The sequence below is a fragment of the Pseudobutyrivibrio ruminis CF1b genome (assembly GCF_000424005.1).
Classification (GTDB): Bacteria; Bacillota; Clostridia; order Lachnospirales; family Lachnospiraceae; genus Pseudobutyrivibrio; species Pseudobutyrivibrio ruminis_C.
This window is the reverse complement of the sequence record NZ_KE384121.1, coordinates 84182-103636: the sequence shown is the minus strand read 5'-3', so window position 1 is coordinate 103636 and position 19455 is coordinate 84182. Positions and strand designations below refer to the sequence as shown.

At 38.2% G+C, this 19455-nt stretch carries 13 protein-coding genes; 9 read left to right on the top strand and 4 right to left on the bottom strand.

The window, feature by feature from the left end; all coding sequences use genetic code 11:
• Window position 1 precedes the first annotated feature (1 nt).
• On the top strand, window positions 2–2686 hold the full coding sequence (locus G592_RS0114675; protein WP_028248466.1) for a LamG-like jellyroll fold domain-containing protein: 2685 nt from the start codon (window positions 2–4) through the stop codon (window positions 2684–2686).
• Window positions 2687–2842: 156 nt separating this feature from the next.
• Complete coding sequence (gene pyk, locus G592_RS0114670) at window positions 2843–4258, top strand: pyruvate kinase (protein ID WP_028248465.1); 1416 nt, start codon at window positions 2843–2845, stop codon at window positions 4256–4258.
• 297 nt (window positions 4259–4555) lie between these two features.
• On the opposite strand, the gene G592_RS17750 is transcribed toward pyk, so the two are convergent.
• Window positions 4556–6370, bottom strand: a complete 1815-nt coding sequence (locus G592_RS17750) for a cellulose binding domain-containing protein (RefSeq protein ID WP_028248464.1) — start codon at window positions 6368–6370, stop codon at window positions 4556–4558.
• A gap of 223 nt (window positions 6371–6593) precedes the next feature.
• Window positions 6594–6800, bottom strand: coding sequence for a helix-turn-helix domain-containing protein (locus tag G592_RS0114660; protein WP_028248463.1), 207 nt, complete (start codon window positions 6798–6800; stop codon window positions 6594–6596).
• Window positions 6801–7114: 314 nt separating this feature from the next.
• Between G592_RS0114660 and G592_RS17240 the strand changes: the two genes are divergently transcribed.
• Together G592_RS17240 and G592_RS17990 are read left to right on the top strand one after the other, a co-directional pair.
• The gene (locus G592_RS17240; RefSeq protein ID WP_051194957.1) at window positions 7115–9100 is read left to right on the top strand and encodes an Ig-like domain-containing protein; all 1986 of its coding nucleotides are present in this window, start codon (window positions 7115–7117) and stop codon (window positions 9098–9100) included.
• Window positions 9101–9641: 541 nt separating this feature from the next.
• A complete protein-coding gene (locus G592_RS17990) occupies window positions 9642–9770 on the top strand; it encodes a hypothetical protein (RefSeq protein WP_278244656.1) in 129 nt (42 codons plus the stop codon).
• A 5-nt stretch (window positions 9771–9775) separates the two neighbouring features.
• On the opposite strand, the gene G592_RS0114645 is transcribed toward G592_RS17990, so the two are convergent.
• Both G592_RS0114645 and G592_RS0114640 read right to left on the bottom strand, forming a co-directional pair.
• Complete coding sequence (locus G592_RS0114645; RefSeq protein ID WP_028248462.1) at window positions 9776–10213, bottom strand: DUF2442 domain-containing protein; 438 nt, start codon at window positions 10211–10213, stop codon at window positions 9776–9778.
• Between the two features lie 14 nt (window positions 10214–10227).
• Window positions 10228–10479, bottom strand: coding sequence for a DUF4160 domain-containing protein (locus G592_RS0114640; RefSeq protein WP_028248461.1), 252 nt, complete (start codon window positions 10477–10479; stop codon window positions 10228–10230).
• Between the two features lie 225 nt (window positions 10480–10704).
• On the opposite strand from G592_RS0114640, the gene G592_RS0114635 reads away from it, so the two are divergent.
• The 5 genes from G592_RS0114635 (at window position 10705) to cas12a (ending at window position 19199) form a co-directional block, all read left to right on the top strand.
• A complete protein-coding gene (locus G592_RS0114635; RefSeq protein ID WP_028248460.1) occupies window positions 10705–12345 on the top strand; it encodes an ABC-F family ATP-binding cassette domain-containing protein in 1641 nt (546 codons plus the stop codon).
• A 164-nt stretch (window positions 12346–12509) separates the two neighbouring features.
• Window positions 12510–14597: an RICIN domain-containing protein gene (locus G592_RS17425; protein WP_196801854.1), complete on the top strand. Its 2088-nt coding sequence runs from the start codon at window positions 12510–12512 to the stop codon at window positions 14595–14597.
• 313 nt (window positions 14598–14910) lie between these two features.
• The gene (locus tag G592_RS0114620) at window positions 14911–15270 is read left to right on the top strand and encodes a type II toxin-antitoxin system RelE/ParE family toxin (protein WP_028248458.1); all 360 of its coding nucleotides are present in this window, start codon (window positions 14911–14913) and stop codon (window positions 15268–15270) included.
• A gap of 5 nt (window positions 15271–15275) precedes the next feature.
• Window positions 15276–15557, top strand: a complete 282-nt coding sequence (locus tag G592_RS0114615; RefSeq protein ID WP_028248457.1) for a helix-turn-helix domain-containing protein — start codon at window positions 15276–15278, stop codon at window positions 15555–15557.
• Between the two features lie 24 nt (window positions 15558–15581).
• On the top strand, window positions 15582–19199 hold the full coding sequence (gene cas12a, locus G592_RS0114610; RefSeq protein WP_028248456.1) for a type V CRISPR-associated protein Cas12a/Cpf1: 3618 nt from the start codon (window positions 15582–15584) through the stop codon (window positions 19197–19199).
• Window positions 19200–19455: the final 256 nt, after the last annotated feature.

Below are 19455 nucleotides of genomic sequence, written 5' to 3'. Positions count from 1 at the left end.
GATGAGAAAAAATAAGAAATATTATGGCTTACTTGTCGGCGTCATGGCACTTGCTTTGGCAACACCTTTCGTTGGCTACAATATAGCTAAGGCGGATAAATTATATGATGATGTAGTTGCCTGGTATGATTTTGATGGCGGCGCCCTTAAGAATGTTAAGGGCGGCAGCCAGGCTGTGGCAATTGTTAAGGGCCTTGGAAATTATGATGGCGAAGTAAAATATGATGCAAACAGGGATGAGACTAAGGACGGAAACTCACTTAAGCTTGATGGAGGATATGGTCTCAAGCTTAATCAGCAGAATCTTGGAGAAAACTTTTCTGTTTCACTTTGGGTAAAGCCTTCAGTACAGCAGCTTGAAAATCAGTCAGTGCTGTTTCTTGGATATCATGACCCGGAAAAGTGGTATGCAGTTTCTGGAGACAGAAATAAGACACTCCTTAAGTTCTGGTATGACAGAAAGCCTGAATTTTCATGGGTTACAAAGACATTTGCGACCTATGCTGCAAATGAGTGGCACCACATCGTAATCACAGGTGAAGGTGATACTGTAAAAGCATATTACGATGGAAATCGTATTTCCGAAGGCAATGAGTCATTCCTTTCAGTATTATCCGGAGAGAATCAGGATATTTACATTGGTGCAAACAACTGGGATAAATGCTTTGAAGGTCTCGTAGATGATGTTATGGTTTACGACCGTACACTTTCAGAAATAGATATCGAAAGACTTTTCACAGGTAAGTCCTTAAAGGAAGTCGAAGAGGAGACAGGTGTTGTTGATTACGACAATTATCTTGTTGGTTCTTATGATTTCGAAAATGGCATCGGTGACGCAAAGGCTATTAAGCAGGGACTTGGTGCATACGATGGCGAGCTTAAATTTGTAAACGGCGCAAACGGAAAGGCTCTTGCTACAGATGGATATGGTCTTAATCTTGGAAATAAGGTTAATGGAACAGACTTTACTATTTCATATCTTGTAAAACCAAATAAGTCACAGGCTAACAATCAGGTTATGATGCTTATGGGATATCATGCCCCAGAACATTGGACAGCTATTTCAGGAGATGGTGGCGACCAGACATACAAGCTTTGGGGTAGAACAGAAGGTAGTGCAGTTACTGTTGGAAATGCTGCAGCTATGAACTGGACAACTATTGGAAATCCTACTATAGCAAATAATTCATGGTCACTTGTTACTTTGGTTGGTACAGATGGTCGCCTTGATATGTATGTAAATGGCGAGAAGGCAGCAAGCGGTGCGTACAACAACCCACTTGCAGGTGAGAATGAGTCAATTCTCTTTGGAGCCAACTACTGGGATCCATGCTTTGATGGTTCATTTGACGAGATTAGGATTTACAACAGAGCAATGGATGCAGCTACTATCAAGGCTGAGGCAGAGAAATTCCTTGATAACAGACTTCAGACAAGTCTTGATGCCGCTTGTGACTTTGAGGCAATCAAGGGACAGAATACTGATAGAGAACATATCAGATATAACCTTGAGCTCCCAACAAGTGTTGTTGGTACTTCAATCAACTGGACATCTTCAAAGCCTGAAGTAATCTCTGAAAAGGGTGTAGTTACAATAACTGATGAGTCTTCAGAGGTTAAGCTTACAGCAGAAGCTTCTCTTGAAGGCAAGACAGCTAGAGTTGAGCTTTACCTTGCAGTAGATGCACTTGATAAGTCAGAGCTCACTGCCCTTATCGAAAGAGCAAAGGCATTTGACCTTACATTTATGTCAGCAGAATCTGCAGGACGCCTTCAGGAGGTAATTGCCGAGGCTGAGGCAGCTGCTACATTTGATGAGATTGATTCAGCTACAGTAAGACTTACGAAGGCAATTGAAACATTAGAGCTTGCTGATGAATATGTTGATCCATTCGACGTAATTCCAGAGGCAGAGGTTACAGTTTCAATTGAGGCTGGAAGTAATAAGGATTTATTTGTACTTCCAGAAACAATTCTTAATAAGGTTACAGTAGAATATACATCTGAAGATGCAGCAGTAGCTGCTTATGAGGATGGAAAGATTGTGGCAAATAAAGTAGGAAAGACAATTGTGACAGCTACGGTTAAGGCTGTTTCAGATGGATTTGAGATGCAGTATGCTACAGCAGTTGATGTTACAGATAAGACACCAGCACCAGCACCAGCACCAAGCTCAGGTTCAGCTCCTGCACCAGCGCCAAGTTCGGGTTCTGGTTCTACAGGTGGAAGTACAGCATCATCTGGAAGCTCTTCATCTGGAAGCTCAGCTTCAACAGGTGGACAGACTACACCAGCTACAGGTACTGAGACAGCTACAACTATCACAGATCCACAGGCTCCAGCAGCAGGACCACAGCAGCCTGCAGGTTCTCAGACACAGCCTGGTCATGCAACAAAGCCAGAGGCATCTGAGGGCGAAGCGCTTGAGACAAGTGAAACAGATATCGAGTCAGATTCATCACTTGAGGAGAAGGCAGATGAAGAGACAGAGGTAGAGGCTGATGTAGAGGAATCTGTTGAACAGCCAGCAGAAGAGACTGTTGTTGATGAGCCAGTTCCAGAGGCAGGAGAGACAGCAGGACTTAGCGCCGGCGCTATTGCTGGAATTATTGCAGCAGTAGTTGCGGTACTTGCTTTACTTGGATTTGTTCTTACCAAGCTTGGATTACTTACAATATTTAAATAAGAACTTTTTGTTAAATCTAGGGGCCGACTGATGTCGGCTCCTTTTTCATGTGGTAAAATAAAATCGGTGGTTTACGTAAAGGGTGATTGGTGGTATTATAGAACAGATTTCGTTCTTTTTTTAAAACAATTTGTTTATATAGATAGGAGTTATTTAATGAGAAAAACTAAGATTATTTGTACAATTGGTCCAGCAAGTATGAACGAGGAGACTCTCACAGCTATGGCTAAGGCCGGCATGAATGTTGCCAGAATGAACTTTTCACATGGTGATCATGAAGAGCAGGGCATGAAGATGGATTTAGTTAAGAAGGTTCGTAAGAAGCTTAATCTTCCTATCGCTATTCTTCTTGATACAAAGGGACCAGAGTATCGTATCAAGACATTCAAGGATGGTTCTGTTACTGTAAAAGAAGGTGACACATTCATTTTCACAACAGATGATGTAGAAGGAGATCAGACACGTGTATCTGTTACTCACAAGAACCTTCACAATGATCTTAAAGTTGGTGATACACTTTCAGTTTGCAACGGTATCGTATTCTTCGAAGTTACAGATATCAAGGGACACGATGTTATTACAAAGTGTACTGCAGGCGGAACAATGAGCAATAAGAAGTCTATGAGCTTCCCTAACAAGGTTATGTCAGGCCCATACCTTTCAGAGCAGGATAAGAAGGATATCCTTTTCGGTATTGAGAACGATGTTGATTTCGTTGCTGCATCTTTCGTTTCTACAAAGCAGGATATGGTAGAGCTTAGAACATTCCTCGATGAGAACGGTGGTAAGGATATCGTTGTTATCGCTAAGATTGAGAATCAGCCAGGTGTTGACAATGTTGAGGAAATTCTTGAGATTGCTAACGGTATCATGGTTGCTCGTGGTGACCTTGGTGTTGAGATTCCATTCGTTAAGCTTCCAGCAGTTCAGAAGGAGCTTATCTCTAAGGCTCGTGCCCTTGGTAAGAGCGTTGTTACAGCTACAGAGATGCTTGAGTCTATGATTTCTAATCCACGTCCTACACGTGCTGAGATTTCTGACGTTGCTAATGCTGTATATGATGGAACATCAGCTATCATGCTTTCAGGCGAGTCTGCTCAGGGTAAGTTCCCAGTTCAGGCTGTTGCTACTATGGCTGAGATTGCTGAGACTACAGAGAACGACATTAACTACGAAGGACGTTTCCATAAGGAAGACATCGCTGTTATCAACACAGCAGATGCTGTCAGCCACTCAACATGTTCTATGGCTATCGATGTTAATGCAAAGGCAATTGTTGCTTGTACAAAGTCTGGTTACACAGCAAAGCGTGTTAGCCGTTTCCGTTGCCCAGTAGATGTTGTTGCTATGACAACAGATAAGAAGGTATGGAGAAGACTTGCACTTAGCTGGGGTGTTACACCAGTTCTCGTTGATAAGTTTAAGTCACTTGATGTTATGTTCTACCATGCTACAAATCGTGTTCAGCAGATGCTTGATTTAAAAGAGGGCGATATGGTAGTTCTTACAGGTGGTCCAATCGATGGTTCTGTAGGTAATACAAACACAATCAAGGTTGAGACAATCGGCTAATAATTGACTTCCAGGGCAGAATAGTTATATGAAATAATGATTTGTCAGAAATTTATTTTTATTCACAGACAATTCACACTTCTTACATGACTTGAACATAAATTTCAGTTAATATATACTCATCTCGAGAGAGATACAATTTTTTCATAACATTATTCTCCCTTTTGAAAGAGACGCTCCGCTGGCGTCTCTTTTATTTTGCAGAAAAATATAAAATGGCATAGAAAAGGGAGCTCGCATCAAAACGAGCTCCCCAATTTATCTCATGTGAATGAATGAAAAGAATGGTGAATGTGTTTATTCAAGTACGTAATTGATTGTTGAACCAATCTTACCAGAACCCTGGATACCGAACTGAGCGCTTCCGCCGTTGTAAATAGTCTTGTTCCATGACATTGGAGTGATTACGTAGTAGTCACCTTCTTCAGCAACATTTACGCACCAGCTGCTGTCAATCTTAACATCTTTCTTGCTAAGCTTAACCTTCCAACCGTCAACGTTCTTACCTGTCTTATTTACTACAGAGAAGTTTACTGTATATCCTGTTCCCCAGCTGTTAATCTGATACTCAAATGCGAGATCCTTATTAACTACAGGAGTAGGTGTAGGTGTAACAACTGGAGTAGGTGTAGGTGTAACAACTGGAGTAGGTGTTGGTGTAACAACAGGTGTAGGAGTTGGAGTTACAACAGGTGTTGGTGTAGGCTTTGATGGAGCTGCCTTAGCGATAATTGAATCTACTGTTACATTTGAGTTAGCAAATGTATTTACTAAGTAGATATCGTGAACACCTGTGATATCCTTCTTAATCTGTACTGTCTTAGCACCGTCGTTAGACTTAGAGAACTTAGCATTACCTACAGAGTTAGCAGCATCAAGACCATCAACTCTGATATCAAGGATAGATAAATCACTTGTTGTCTTACCATTGATTGTGATAATAGCAGCGCCATCAACGAAGTTTACATTCTTGATGAGTGCATAGCCATTAGACTTAATCATAACAGCAGACTTGTTAGGTGTAACCATTGCATCCTTAAGCTCTGCAACCTTCTCAACCTCTACTGTCTCATAAGGGTTTACAGAACCAACAACTGGTGTAGGAGTAGCAGTTGGAACTGGAGTTGGAGTAGGTGTTGGAGTAGGTGTTGCAGTAGGTACTGGTGTAGGTGTTGGTGTAGGAGTAGCAGTTGGTGTAGGTGTAGGCTTAGATGGAGCTGCCTTAGCGATGATAGAATCAACTGTTACATTTGAATCAGCGAATGTATTTACTAAATAAACATCGTGAACACCTGTGATGTCCTTCTTGACCTGTATTGTCTTAGCTCCCTCATTTGCCTTAGAGAACTTAGCGTTACCTACAGAGTTAGCAGCATCAAGACCATCTACTCTGATGTCAAGGATAGATAAATTACTTGTTGTCTTACCATTGATTGTGATAATAGCAGCGCCATCAACGAAGTTTACATTCTTGATGAGTGCATAGCCATTATATTTAATCATAACAGCGCTCTTATTAGGAGTAACCATTGCATCCTTGAGCTCTGATACTTTTTCAACCTCAACTGTTTCATATGGATTTACTTCGCCAGTTACAACAGTAGTAGGAGCTGGTGTAGGTGTAGCAGTTGGTGTAGGAGTTACTTCTCCTGCAGCAGTAGCATTAAAGAAATCTACATCAACATCACCCATCTTACCTACAAAATAAAGTGTGTGCTGACCTTCGATGCTCTTTGACACCTTTGCTGTGTAGCTCTTGAATTCGCCATTAGTGTTGCTAATCTTGAATGAGCCAAGTGCCTCACCATCTTCTTTATCAAGTCTTACTTCTACTAAACCAGCGCCTGCTGATCTAAATGAAGCAGAAAAACCTGTTAACCCATTTGAAAAATTCAATGGTGTTGTGCTGAATGAATCACCTTTCTCAAGGCTTGTAATATATGAGTTTGTTCCATCAGTTGCGACCTCAACACCATTTTTGGTAATTGCCTTCTCAGCCTGAACTGTGTCATATGGGCTGATGCTAGGTGCGGCCATAATTGTTGCACTGCTTGATAAGAATAATCCAGCAGCTAAGCTTGCGCTTAATAGACCTGCGACTTTTTTCTTCATCTTCAAAAGTCCCCCTTTTCTAGTAATATAAATATCTTTTCAGTTCCTTAAACGTTTTCGTTGCTCGAGCAATTAAATTGTAACAAATCCGTAATAATCAAACTGTCTAATTATTGCTCTACGATTACGAAAAATTGTCTTAAATGCACAATAAATTTAAGTTTGAGTAATATCTCACAAATAATCAGTTCACAATTTAGTCACATATTACTTAAATGTTTACTTAATTTGGAGAGTCTGAAAGACCAACAAGATAGTCGAGAGATACGTCATAGAATTTAGCCAGTTTAACGGCATAAGACAGAGGGAGTTCACGGGTACCTTTTTCATAGCGACGATAGACCTCACGCTGGCACAGCAAAATATCAGCAACTTGCTGCTGAGTTAAGTCGTTATCAATTCTGAGATCTTCTAGTCTCTTTAGGTACATATTGTCTCCTCTGATAAGTTATTTGTTCAGAACCTAAAGTTATATAAGCAATCCTAATGATACACAGTTAAATAGTCGCACAATAAACGACAAAAATGTCTAAATGTGTGAAAAGATTGTGAAACTTTCAGTTCTTCTGAGACAATGCTACCAAATGGTGATATAGTAGTCGTAAAGATGCTACCAAACGGTGGCAAGAAAAATTTAGGGGCACAGCTTTGGCTGTGTTAAATTTAACTCTTCCATGCTACCAGTTGGTTGCATTATAAAATTGGCACAATGGGAGAAATATTTTATTAGGAGGAATCAAAAACATGGCTAGAAACAAGAAACTAGTAAGATTCATGGCTATCGCAGTTGCGGCCGCAACTGTAGCCGCATCCGTACCTGCATATGCAGCATTTGACCCTGACTATTATGCTCAGCAGAATCCGGATGTAGTAGCTAAGGTTGGCACATCTCGTAAGGCGCTCGAGAACCACTACAATCTGTTTGGTAAAAATGAAGGCAGAGCTTCTAGTGCCGCTGATGTTACAAGCTCACCTATCCGTCAGTTATTCGACGCTGCTTTCTATGCAAAGCAGAATCCAGATGTAGTTGCTGTTTTTGGCGACAATGCAGATGCCTTATTTAGTCATTTTATGAAATTTGGTATCAAGGAAGGCAGACAGATTAATCAGTATTTTGATGTTAATGCATACAAGGCAGCTTATCCTGATCTTGCAGCAGCATTTGGTGATAATATGGAAATGTATTATCAGCACTTTGCTACATTAGGACAGACAGAGCACAGAACATTAGGTGGCTTCCCATCTGAGAGTATATTACCAGGTAAGACTACAGCTACTAAGGCAGCAGCTTCATCTGGCGGTTCTTCAGGAGGATCTTCTGGTGGTTCTAGCTCATCTTCTAGTACAACACCTAGCCCAGCTCCTGCTCCTACAGCACCTGCGTTGGAGGACGCCACAATTGCTGTTGGTGAAACGAAGATTCTTACAGTAGCAAATCTCCCATCTGGATATTCTATAGCATCTACAACATTTGCATCAACAGTTCCTACAGTTGCAAATAAAACCGCTACAGCTATGACAGCAGATACTTTTGAAATAGAAGGTTTAGCATCTGGTACAAGTACGGTTTCTATTAAAATAGATGATAGTGATCCTGATACACCTTCTATTGAGCTTTCATGTACTGTTACAGTAACCGCTGCTTCAATTAAGTTAGATACAAATGAACTTAATGTATCAAATGCTACTGGTAACAATACAGAAACAATAACAGCAACAGTATGGCCATCAGGTGCAACTGTTACTTGGTTCTCTAGTGATGAATCGGTAGCTACAGTCGTAGGTGGATCTACAACTGGTCATACTGCAAATGCAACAGTAACTGGCGTGGGTTCAGGAACTGCAACTATTAGAGCTCGAATTACAGAAGGTAATTCTGACTATGAAGCAACATGCAAGGTTAATGTTGCTAAACCTTCAATTAATCTTACCAAGACATCATTAGCACTTCAGAAAACAGAAAAAGCTGCTTTGAGTGCCATCGTTGTTCCTTCAAATGCTACAGTTACTTGGCTTTCAACAGATGCTGATGTAGCATCTGTAGCATATGCTGATGCTTCAACTGGTACACATCATGATGCTGAAGTAACAGCATTGACTGTTGGTCCTACAACTATTAAGGCAACTATTCAAATTGGAAATAAGACATATGAAGCAACTTGTAATGTAAATGTTACAAAGTGTGTTCCTGAAGTTAAACTTGAGAATAGCAAATCTGCTATAGAAGTTGGTGAAACTGTAAATTTAAAAAACAATATCAATCTTAAGCCTATTTCAGGTACAAGTGGAGCTACATTAGGATGGACATCTAGTGATTCAAGTGTAGCATCTGTAGATGGCAATGGTGTTGTTACTGGTGAAGCAGCAGGAAAAGCAACTATTACAGCTACATACACTTATGATGGTGAAACAGCTACATCAATATGTGAAGTTGAAGTTACAGCTCCAAAGCTTGTAACAAATATCAGTATATCTGGTGCTGACTCAGTTACTATCCCTACCTCTGATGCAACAACAGAAACATATATTGCTGATGTTTTACCTGCTGATGCAACAAATAATGGTGTTGCTTGGTCAGTATCAACTACAACAGGTGCAACTATTAATGAGGACACTGGTGTGTTGACAATACCAACTACAGCTACTACTGGTTCTGTTACTATTACAGCAACAGCTAAAGATGCTAGTGGCATAACAGCAACAAAAACTGTAGAACTAGTAAATCCTTAAAATAAAAAACATCTTCATGTAAAAAATACCTTTTTAAATCAGGGGCGCCCGTTTGGGCGCCTTTGGTTTTGCAGATATTTAGATTCTAACTGCATTCTATAAAATAAACTTTAGTGAAATGCTATCAACAAAGCTCGGATTTACGGGTGGCCTGCTATATATTTGTGCTCAACCCGTAAATTCAGAGTATGGATATTGGGGGTTACGGGTGAGACTAGTTCAAGGAGGTGTTATACCCGTAGAAGAGAGGAGGGTTTACGGGTGGGAATAGAAAATTATAAAATCTGCCTGTAAATTAAATTTGTTAATGATCAATTACAAGGGATTTAACAGTAAAATCAAGAAAAATTACGGGTACATAACAGCGCCAATGGGCCTACCCGTAAGTAGAATTTTATTGTTTTTTCAATTACGGGTGAAGATAGAAATTAATGTATGTTACCCGTAATCTGTTAGTGATTTATATCGGAATTTCAAAGATAATATGATATAAATGGACATATATAATAAATAGCCTATAAACTCGAAGGAGAAAAATGTTATGACAAAGACAGCTGAAGAACTAAAGAAACAAAAGCGGTATCAGGCATTTGCTATTTTATTGTTTATATTAATAGATTTAGGGATGATTGGTTTAGTAATATTAAAGTCTTTGAGGACTCCTTTTTAGAACTATTAGCTAGCTTTTGGTTCTCCGTATTCTCTAAGCATAGATTCATATGAAATGACCCATTGCTTACCAAATTTACAGACATCAATTCCAAGCAAGAATCTACCATAGATGATTGCTCGTCTGAGGGTACTTTCATTCAGTCCCCACATTTCGGTAGCATCTCTTAAGGACATAAGCCCATCAAATGGAGAATCTACCTTTTGACCATGCTCCCAAAGTTCATCACATGATAAATCCAGGTCATCATTCCATATTATTCCAAAACCACCTACATCCACTTGCACAGAATTAAACAAATCATCATCGGTTAACAAGTCTTTGAATAGAGGGTGTTTAGAAGATAAAGGGACGATATCATATAATTTTCGCTGACCTTCAGAAAAATAAACATTTAGTTTGTGGTCTGGAAGGGGTTGTACATCTTTTATTTTATGAAACATAACTACCTCCTGTATTATAGTGGTGGAATTTTTATGAAATTTTGAGTTTCCCATATTTGTAGTAATTCATCTCTGTGAAGAGATATCCACTGTAGAACTAATTCCATAGTCTTAGGTGGTAAATATCCATCTAGAATTTCATCAGTCTGAAAATCTATAGCTGCTACATCATCACCATAAATAGCATGAAGATGAGGGGGATTGTGCTCGCTTGAAAGAAAATACATTCTAATCACAATCCCATTAAATCTTGATATAACTGGCATATTATTCTCCTTTAGAAGAATTATATCACGATACCGTGAAGTATTAAAGGGCAAGTTATAGATAGTTATCTTTGTTATAATAGTGTGAAGTCAATGATTTGGCTCTTTATAATATGTACAAATCTGATTTTTTTTGGTAATATAACTCTGTTTGATTATTAGTTGGACTTCATTGGCTTGCCTTGTTTTCCAACTTGTTTTTTTGTATAGAGAAAGGAAAATCTAATGATTCAAGCAAATAACGTCACTCTTCGTTTCGGCAAGAAAGCCCTTTTCGAAGAGGTTAATATCAAATTTACAGAGGGAAACTGCTACGGTATTATCGGTGCCAACGGTGCAGGTAAGTCTACATTCCTTAAGATTTTATCTGGCCAGCTTGAGCCTACAAGCGGTGAAATTACAATGTCACCTGGTAACCGTCTTTCATTCTTAGAGCAGGATCACTTTAAATATGATGAGTTTACAGCTCTTGATACAGTTATCATGGGTAATCAGCGTCTTTACGATATTATGAAGGAAAAGGACGCTATTTATATGAAGGAAGATTTCTCTGACGAGGATGGTATCCGCGCAGCTGAGCTTGAGACAGAGTTCGCTGAGATGGATGGCTGGAACGCAGAAGCAGATGCAGCTACTCTTCTTAATGGTCTTGGTGTAGACACAGAGTTCCATTACACACAGATGGCAGATCTTCCAGGCGCATTAAAGGTCAAGATTCTTCTTGCACGTGCACTTTTTGGTTCACCAGATGTACTTCTTCTCGATGAGCCTACAAACCACCTTGATTTAGATGCTATTGGCTGGCTTGAGGAGTTCCTTATTAACTTCGAGAATACAGTTATCGTCGTTTCCCACGACAGATACTTCCTTAATAAGGTATGTACTCACACAGCAGATATCGATTATGGTAAGATTCAGCTTTACGCTGGTAACTACGACTTCTGGTATCAGTCTTCACAGCTTATTATCCAGCAGCGTAAGGAAGCTAATAAGAAGAAGGAAGAGCAGATTAAGGAATTGCAGGAGTTCATCCAGAGATTCTCTGCTAACGCTTCTAAGTCTAAGCAGGCTACATCTCGTAAACGCGCATTAGAGAAGATTCAGCTTGATGACATCCGTCCATCTAGCCGTAAGTACCCATACATCGATTTCCGCCCAGCTCGTGAAATCGGAAACGAGGTTCTTTCAGTTGAAAACCTTACAAAGACAATTGACGGTGAGTTAGTACTTGACCACCTTTCATTTAACGTAGGTCGCGAGGATAAAATTGCCCTCGTTGGTTCTAACGAAAAGGCTAAGACAGTTCTCTTCCAGATTCTTGCTGGTGAGATGGAGCCAGACGAAGGAAGCTACAAGTGGGGTGTTACTACATCTCAGTCTTACTTCCCTAAGGACAATACAGAGATCTTCTCAACAGACCTTCTTATTGTAGACTGGCTTACACAGTTCTCTGAGATTAAGGATGCTACTTATGTCCGTGGTTTCCTTGGACGTATGCTTTTCGCTGGCGATGACGGTGCTAAGAAGATGAAGGTATTATCCGGTGGTGAAAAGGTTCGTGTTCTTCTTTCGCGTATGATGATTGAGAACTCTAACGTTCTTATGCTCGACGAGCCTACTGACCACTTAGATATGGAAAGTATCACAGCACTTAATACTGGTCTCCAGAAGTTCTCAGGTGTTATCCTTTTCTCTTCTCGTGACCACGAGATTGTGCAGACTACAGCAAACCGTATCATCGAAATCCTTCCAAACGGACAGATGATTGATAAGATGACTACATACGATGAGTACCTTGAGTCTGATGAGATGGCTCGTAAGCGTACAGTACTTGAGCTTTCATCTGATGAGCTTGAGGATGATTAATTAAATGGTTATATTTAGAGGCTTTGGTGAATTTCACCAGAGCCTCTTTTTTGTAGATTAATCGTCACTATGGTAGAATATACGGAACATGCTAAGATGCCGGCTTGGCATGGAGGAGAATAGTTGTGCCTTTTAGGCAGTAAAAAACATGGAGGATAATGTTTATGAAGCAAAACTTCAGACGATTTGCGGCGGTTTTTACTATGGTGCTTGTCACTGTATTGTCGCTCATCGCAGCACCAGTATTAGATGCTCACGCGGAGGCTATAACGCCTGAAAGTGGTAACATCTACTACATCAAAAACAAGAAAAGCGGACTCTACTTGACAGTAGAAAATGACTCTGCAGACAACGCAGCTAACGTAGTACAGTCCACAGGAACTGGCTCACTTGGTCAGCGTTGGATTCTGGAAAAGAATGATTCAACAGGTAATTTCAGATTACACCCAGCTACAGATATGACAGGAGGAATGTCACTGGACGTAGCATGGGGTTCAGCAGACAATGGTACCAACATACAGATTTATTCCAACAACGGTCAGGCTGCACAGAATTTTTCAATTCGTCAGGCGGACAACAGTATGGGATATTACATTGCCACAGAAGTATCAAATTTTGCTTCTGCTTTAAATGTTTATGGTGCCAGAAAAACAAGTGGAACAAATATTATAGAGTATAAGTACTCTGGAAAAGATAATGAAATCTGGTATTTTGAACAGGCTCCATGGCCATCAAATAATGGTGGTAATGGTAATAGCGGTAACAATGGAGATAATGGAAATACTGGGAATAATGACAGCAACACTGGAAATAATAATGCCGGCAGCTATGAGCCTGCTCCAACCACATCACCTCTTGGAAATGTTTATCCTGAACAGCAGATTAACTTTGTAAACTGTTCTGACGGGAAATTCTTAAATGATAATGGTTCAAATGGCGCTGCTCTTACATCCGAAAGCAACAGCAATAATTCAAACAGATGGATTCTTTCATATGTGAATAACGGCGTATATAGAATCGTAAACGTAGCTACAGGCTATTGCCTCACTCCATACGGCAGCAATGTTTCAGAGGGCGTTACTGTTGCAGATGCGGCTGTTTCAAATGGTGATAGCTCACAGTGCTGGAAAATAGTGGCAACAAAGAACGATGCCACAGGAAATGCACTGAACTATAAAATTGTAAATAACAACAATACTAATCTTGCACTTACACTTTCTGGCGATACCTATAAGCTTGGCAATTTCAATGGTTCTGCCAGCCAGTGCTTCAGAGTGGCTCCTTACGGAGTAGAAGGCTTTGCAGGCTATTCAAAGGATATGAATGGCAGAGAAAAAGCTTCTGTGACTGGAGGTGTGTTCGGACAGACAGTAACTGTAAACTCTTTAAGTGATCTTTTAAGATACGCTTCTGGTTCTACACCTTATACAATCGTAATTGGTTCTAATATTTCTCAGAACTCACTTACAAAGGTAAATGTTGGTTCAAATAAGACTTTCATCGGTTCTTACAATGCCCACACACTTAACAATATTCACTTTAGAAACATACAGTCATCAGGAAATAATATATACAAGAATCTTACATTCTCACATTCTGTAAACATCAATAACAACGATGATATTCAGATGTACATTTCAGATGGCAATAACTTCTGGCTTGATCATTGCTCATGGCCGGGCCACAACATGAATCAGGATACATATATCCACAACAACGATACAGATAAATTCCTTTACGTTGGATTAAAGGCAAATTATGTATCTGTAACAAGCTGTTTCTTCGGGGGGCATAAATATGGTCTCATCCTTGGTTATCCAAACGAGGATGGAAGAAATACTTACAGTGGTTATCCATGTATGACTATCTGTAACAACTACTTTAAGCAGACAATCACAAGAGCTCCTGGTCTTATGCGCTACGGTTATTTCCACTGCTATAATAACTATGTATATGACTTTGATTTGGGTTATACACCTTACACTGAATGCAACATTTATTCAGAGAAGAACTGCTTCGAGGCAGGCAGTCATAAGGGGGCAGTTGTAAATGATATGGACTACCAGGGAAGATTTACTGACAGTGGAAGTATTCTTTCAAGAAGCATTTCAAATCTTAGAATTGCTGGTCCTACAAACTGGCGACCAGGTTCAAACTATGGCTATGCCACACGTGATGCTGGCAGCGCCAAGTCATGGGCTTCAAGCTACGCAGGTTCACAGAATCATGCACTTACATACCCTGTAAATTAAACATATTTCCGGCAAAAATAATGGCGCCCATCGGGGCGCTGTTTTTAGATTGTACACAACTTTTGTGGCAGATAAGGTGCTTTGGATTATAGGTATTGTCAAAAGAGTAGCCGGCAGGCCGCATGTTGTCATCGCCTCCTGACAAAAGCTTTAAAGCTTCTCTTGACTTGCTCGGTGACTTGATTTTGGAACGATGGGTATATATATGGACACAAAAGTGGATTACAATTATTCACATGAGCGCACATGAGTGGAGATGATTGAAAGTTGAACGCATTGATGCTATCATTATTTTAAGAAACGAGGTTCTTTTATGTTTCAAATTGACTTTTATCGCACTGCAAGAGGAGATTGTAATATAGAGGCTTTTTTAGAAGGTCTTGAGAAGAAAGCAAGCACAAACAAGGATGCTAGAATCCAGTATAAACAAGCAATACAATACATACAGTTTCTAGAAGACTATGGGACTCAGCTTGGAGAGAATGTAACTAAGCATCTTGAAGAAGATATTTGGGAGTTAAGACCTGGGAATAACCGAGTGTTATTCTTTTATTTCAAGGACGACACTTTTGTTTTGTTGCATCACTTTAGAAAGAAAACACAAAAGACTCCACGGAGAGAAATAGAAAAAGCAAAAGCAGAACGAAATGATTGGATTTCTAGAAAGGGGTAACCATAATGAGCGATTGGAATAAGTACAAGGAAAAAGTTAGAAAAACAAATCCAAAGTTAGGTAGAGATATTGATGAGGCAGAAGAAATATCTGCTATTGTGGGGGCTATGATTCAGCAAAGACATAATCTTCATTTATCGCAAAGAGAGTTAGCTTCTCTATGTGGAATACCACATTCTTCAGTTGCTAGAATAGAATCCGGGGTAAGCATACCTAATTTAGCCACTGTGCTTAAAATTTTTAAGCAGTTAGAATTGTCATTCACTGTTCAGCCAATGAGAAAATAAATGATTATAGGGAGGGATTTTAACATGTACTATCAGAATTTAACAAAAATGTATCCAATTAGTAAAACACTTAGAAATGAATTGATTCCTGTAGGTAAGACACTTGAAAATATTAGGAAAAACGGGATTCTTGAGGCAGATATCCAGAGAAAAGCTGATTATGAGCATGTGAAGAAATTAATGGATAATTATCATAAGCAGTTGATTAATGAGGCATTGCAGGGAGTTCATTTATCTGATCTATCAGATGCATATGATTTATATTTCAATTTATCCAAAGAGAAAAACTCAGTTGATGCATTTAGTAAGTGTCAGGATAAACTACGTAAAGAGATAGTTAGTCTCTTAAAGAATCATGAGAATTTTCCAAAGATAGGCAACAAGGAGATTATAAAATTACTACAAAGTCTATATGATAATGATACTGATTATAAAGCACTGGATTCATTTAGCAATTTTTACACATATTTTTCTAGCTATAATGAGGTTAGAAAGAATTTATATTCAGATGAAGAAAAATCATCTACAGTAGCATATAGATTGATTAATGAAAACCTGCCTAAGTTTTTGGACAATATCAAGGCATATGCTATTGCTAAAAAAGCAGGGGTAAGAGCAGAAGGGTTATCTGAAGAGGATCAGGACTGCTTGTTTATTATAGAGACATTTGAAAGGACGCTAACTCAGGACGGGATAGATAATTATAATGCGGCCATTGGCAAGTTGAATACCGCAATCAATCTTTTTAATCAACAGAATAAAAAGCAAGAAGGATTTAGAAAAGTGCCTCAAATGAAATGTTTGTATAAGCAGATATTGTCAGATAGAGAGGAAGCATTTATAGATGAGTTTTCGGATGATGAAGATTTGATTACTAACATAGAATCATTTGCAGAGAATATGAATGTATTTCTAAATTCAGAAATCATTACAGATTTTAAGATTGCGCTTGTAGAATCCGATGGAAGTCTAGTTTATATTAAAAATGATGTTTCAAAGACATCATTTTCAAATATAGTATTCGGCTCTTGGAATGCGATTGATGAAAAACTCTCAGATGAGTATGATTTAGCAAATTCCAAGAAAAAGAAAGATGAAAAGTACTACGAAAAAAGACAAAAAGAATTAAAAAAGAATAAAAGCTATGATTTAGAAACAATCATTGGTTTGTTCGACGATAATAGTGATGTAATAGGAAAATATATCGAAAAACTAGAATCTGATATTACTGCTATTGCAGAAGCAAAAAATGATTTTGATGAAATTGTTCTTAGAAAACATGATAAGAATAAATCGCTTCGTAAGAATACAAATGCTGTTGAGGCAATAAAATCATATTTAGATACAGTAAAAGACTTTGAGCGAGATATAAAGCTTATTAACGGTAGTGGACAAGAGGTAGAGAAAAATCTTGTGGTTTATGCTGAGCAAGAAAATATTTTGGCGGAAATAAAGAACGTGGATTCTCTGTATAATATGTCGCGTAATTATCTCACTCAAAAGCCATTTTCTACTGAGAAGTTTAAGCTGAACTTTAATAGGGCAACATTACTGAATGGATGGGATAAAAATAAAGAAACAGATAATTTAGGAATTTTGTTTGAAAAAGATGGAATGTATTACTTAGGAATCATGAATACAAAAGCTAATAAAATTTTTGTTAATATTCCTAAGGCTACAAGTAATGATGTGTATCACAAAGTGAATTATAAGTTATTGCCAGGACCTAATAAGATGTTACCAAAAGTTTTTTTTGCTCAGTCAAATTTGGATTACTACAAGCCTTCCGAAGAACTGTTAGCGAAGTATAAGGCAGGCACGCATAAAAAGGGAGATAATTTTTCTTTGGAAGATTGTCATGCATTAATTGATTTTTTTAAAGCTTCTATAGAAAAACATCCAGATTGGTCATCTTTTGGATTTGAGTTTTCGGAGACATGTACTTATGAAGACCTTAGTGGGTTTTATAGGGAGGTTGAAAAACAGGGATATAAGATTACATATACAGATGTAGATGCAGATTATATCACAAGTTTAGTAGAGAGGGATGAATTGTATCTTTTCCAAATTTATAACAAGGATTTCTCTCCATATAGTAAAGGCAATCTTAATCTTCACACGATTTATTTACAAATGCTGTTTGACCAGCGAAACTTGAATAACGTAGTTTACAAATTAAATGGTGAAGCTGAGGTATTTTATAGACCGGCATCAATCAATGATGAAGAAGTTATTATTCATAAAGCTGGGGAGGAAATAAAAAACAAGAATTCAAAGAGAGCAGTTGATAAGCCTACAAGTAAATTTGGCTATGACATTATTAAAGATCGCAGATATTCTAAAGATAAATTTATGTTACATATTCCAGTAACCATGAACTTTGGCGTAGATGAGACCAGAAGATTCAATGATGTTGTTAATGATGCTCTGAGAAATGATGAGAAAGTAAGAGTTATCGGTATTGACAGAGGAGAGCGAAATCTACTTTATGTTGTAGTGGTTGACACAGATGGAACTATCTTAGAACAGATTTCTCTTAATTCAATTATCAATAATGAGTATTCTATTGAAACGGATTATCATAAGCTGCTAGATGAGAAAGAGGGAGATAGAGACAGAGCACGCAAAAATTGGACTACTATAGAGAATATCAAAGAACTGAAAGAAGGTTATTTAAGCCAAGTAGTTAATGTGATTGCTAAGCTGGTATTAAAGTACAACGCTATTATTTGCCTTGAGGATTTGAACTTCGGATTTAAGCGAGGGCGTCAAAAGGTTGAAAAGCAGGTATATCAAAAGTTTGAAAAAATGCTTATTGATAAATTGAATTATCTGGTCATTGATAAGAGTAGAAAACAAGATAAACCGGAAGAATTTGGTGGGGCTTTAAATGCACTTCAATTAACATCGAAATTTACAAGTTTTAAGGATATGGGAAAACAGACAGGTATTATTTATTATGTTCCAGCCTATTTGACTAGTAAGATTGATCCAACCACTGGTTTTGCAAATCTCTTTTACGTTAAGTATGAGAATGTTGAAAAAGCCAAAGAATTTTTTAGTAGATTCGATTCAATTTCTTATAACAATGAGTCTGGATATTTTGAATTTGCATTTGATTACAAGAAATTTACTGATAGGGCTTGTGGTGCACGAAGTCAGTGGACGGTATGCACCTATGGAGAAAGAATAATAAAGTTTAGAAATACTGAGAAAAACAATTCTTTTGATGATAAAACAATAGTGTTATCTGAAGAGTTTAAGGAATTATTCAGTATATACGGAATTAGTTATGAAGATGGTGCAGAATTAAAGAACAAGATAATGAGCGTAGATGAGGCAGATTTCTTTAGAAGCCTAACCAGATTATTCCAACAAACAATGCAAATGAGAAATAGCTCTAATGATGTTACTAGAGACTATATTATTTCACCAATAATGAATGACCGAGGTGAGTTCTTTAATTCTGAAGCATGTGATGCATCAAAGCCTAAGGATGCTGATGCTAATGGTGCATTTAATATTGCTAGAAAAGGATTATGGGTTTTAGAGCAAATCAGAAATACTCCTTCAGGTGATAAGCTTAATCTAGCAATGTCAAATGCCGAGTGGTTAGAGTATGCGCAGCGTAATCAAATATAATAAGGAGATTTCATGGATGATGCAATTCTGATTACTGAATTGAATGATTTTATTTTTTGCCTGTTTCTATATATTTTCATATCCAAATCTTGTAAAACCATAAGATATGGTTATGCTAAAAATACAGAGACGGATTTGATTATGGTGACCTAATTGCAAACCTATAACTTAATTTGTGGATACTAAGTCTTGAGTGATGAAAATGGCAGTTTTGTTAGTAAATAAACATAATAATATGATGAATAATAGGTCTTTG

Coding starts and splice junctions, on each gene's coding strand:
- G592_RS0114645 (WP_028248462.1), bottom strand. CDS start 10,213: ATGTTTCATAAAATAAAAGATGTACAACCCCTTCCAGACCACAAACTA.
- G592_RS17750 (WP_028248464.1), bottom strand. CDS start 6,370: ATGAAGAAAAAAGTCGCAGGTCTATTAAGCGCAAGCTTAGCTGCTGGA.
- G592_RS0114635 (WP_028248460.1), top strand. CDS start 10,705: ATGATTCAAGCAAATAACGTCACTCTTCGTTTCGGCAAGAAAGCCCTT.
- G592_RS0114620 (WP_028248458.1), top strand. CDS start 14,911: ATGTTTCAAATTGACTTTTATCGCACTGCAAGAGGAGATTGTAATATA.
- G592_RS0114675 (WP_028248466.1), top strand. CDS start 2: ATGAGAAAAAATAAGAAATATTATGGCTTACTTGTCGGCGTCATGGCA.
- G592_RS0114640 (WP_028248461.1), bottom strand. CDS start 10,479: ATGCCAGTTATATCAAGATTTAATGGGATTGTGATTAGAATGTATTTT.
- G592_RS17425 (WP_196801854.1), top strand. CDS start 12,510: ATGAAGCAAAACTTCAGACGATTTGCGGCGGTTTTTACTATGGTGCTT.
- cas12a (WP_028248456.1), top strand. CDS start 15,582: ATGTACTATCAGAATTTAACAAAAATGTATCCAATTAGTAAAACACTT.
- pyk (WP_028248465.1), top strand. CDS start 2,843: ATGAGAAAAACTAAGATTATTTGTACAATTGGTCCAGCAAGTATGAAC.
- G592_RS17240 (WP_051194957.1), top strand. CDS start 7,115: ATGGCTAGAAACAAGAAACTAGTAAGATTCATGGCTATCGCAGTTGCG.
- G592_RS0114660 (WP_028248463.1), bottom strand. CDS start 6,800: ATGTACCTAAAGAGACTAGAAGATCTCAGAATTGATAACGACTTAACT.
- G592_RS0114615 (WP_028248457.1), top strand. CDS start 15,276: ATGAGCGATTGGAATAAGTACAAGGAAAAAGTTAGAAAAACAAATCCA.
- G592_RS17990 (WP_278244656.1), top strand. CDS start 9,642: ATGACAAAGACAGCTGAAGAACTAAAGAAACAAAAGCGGTATCAGGCA.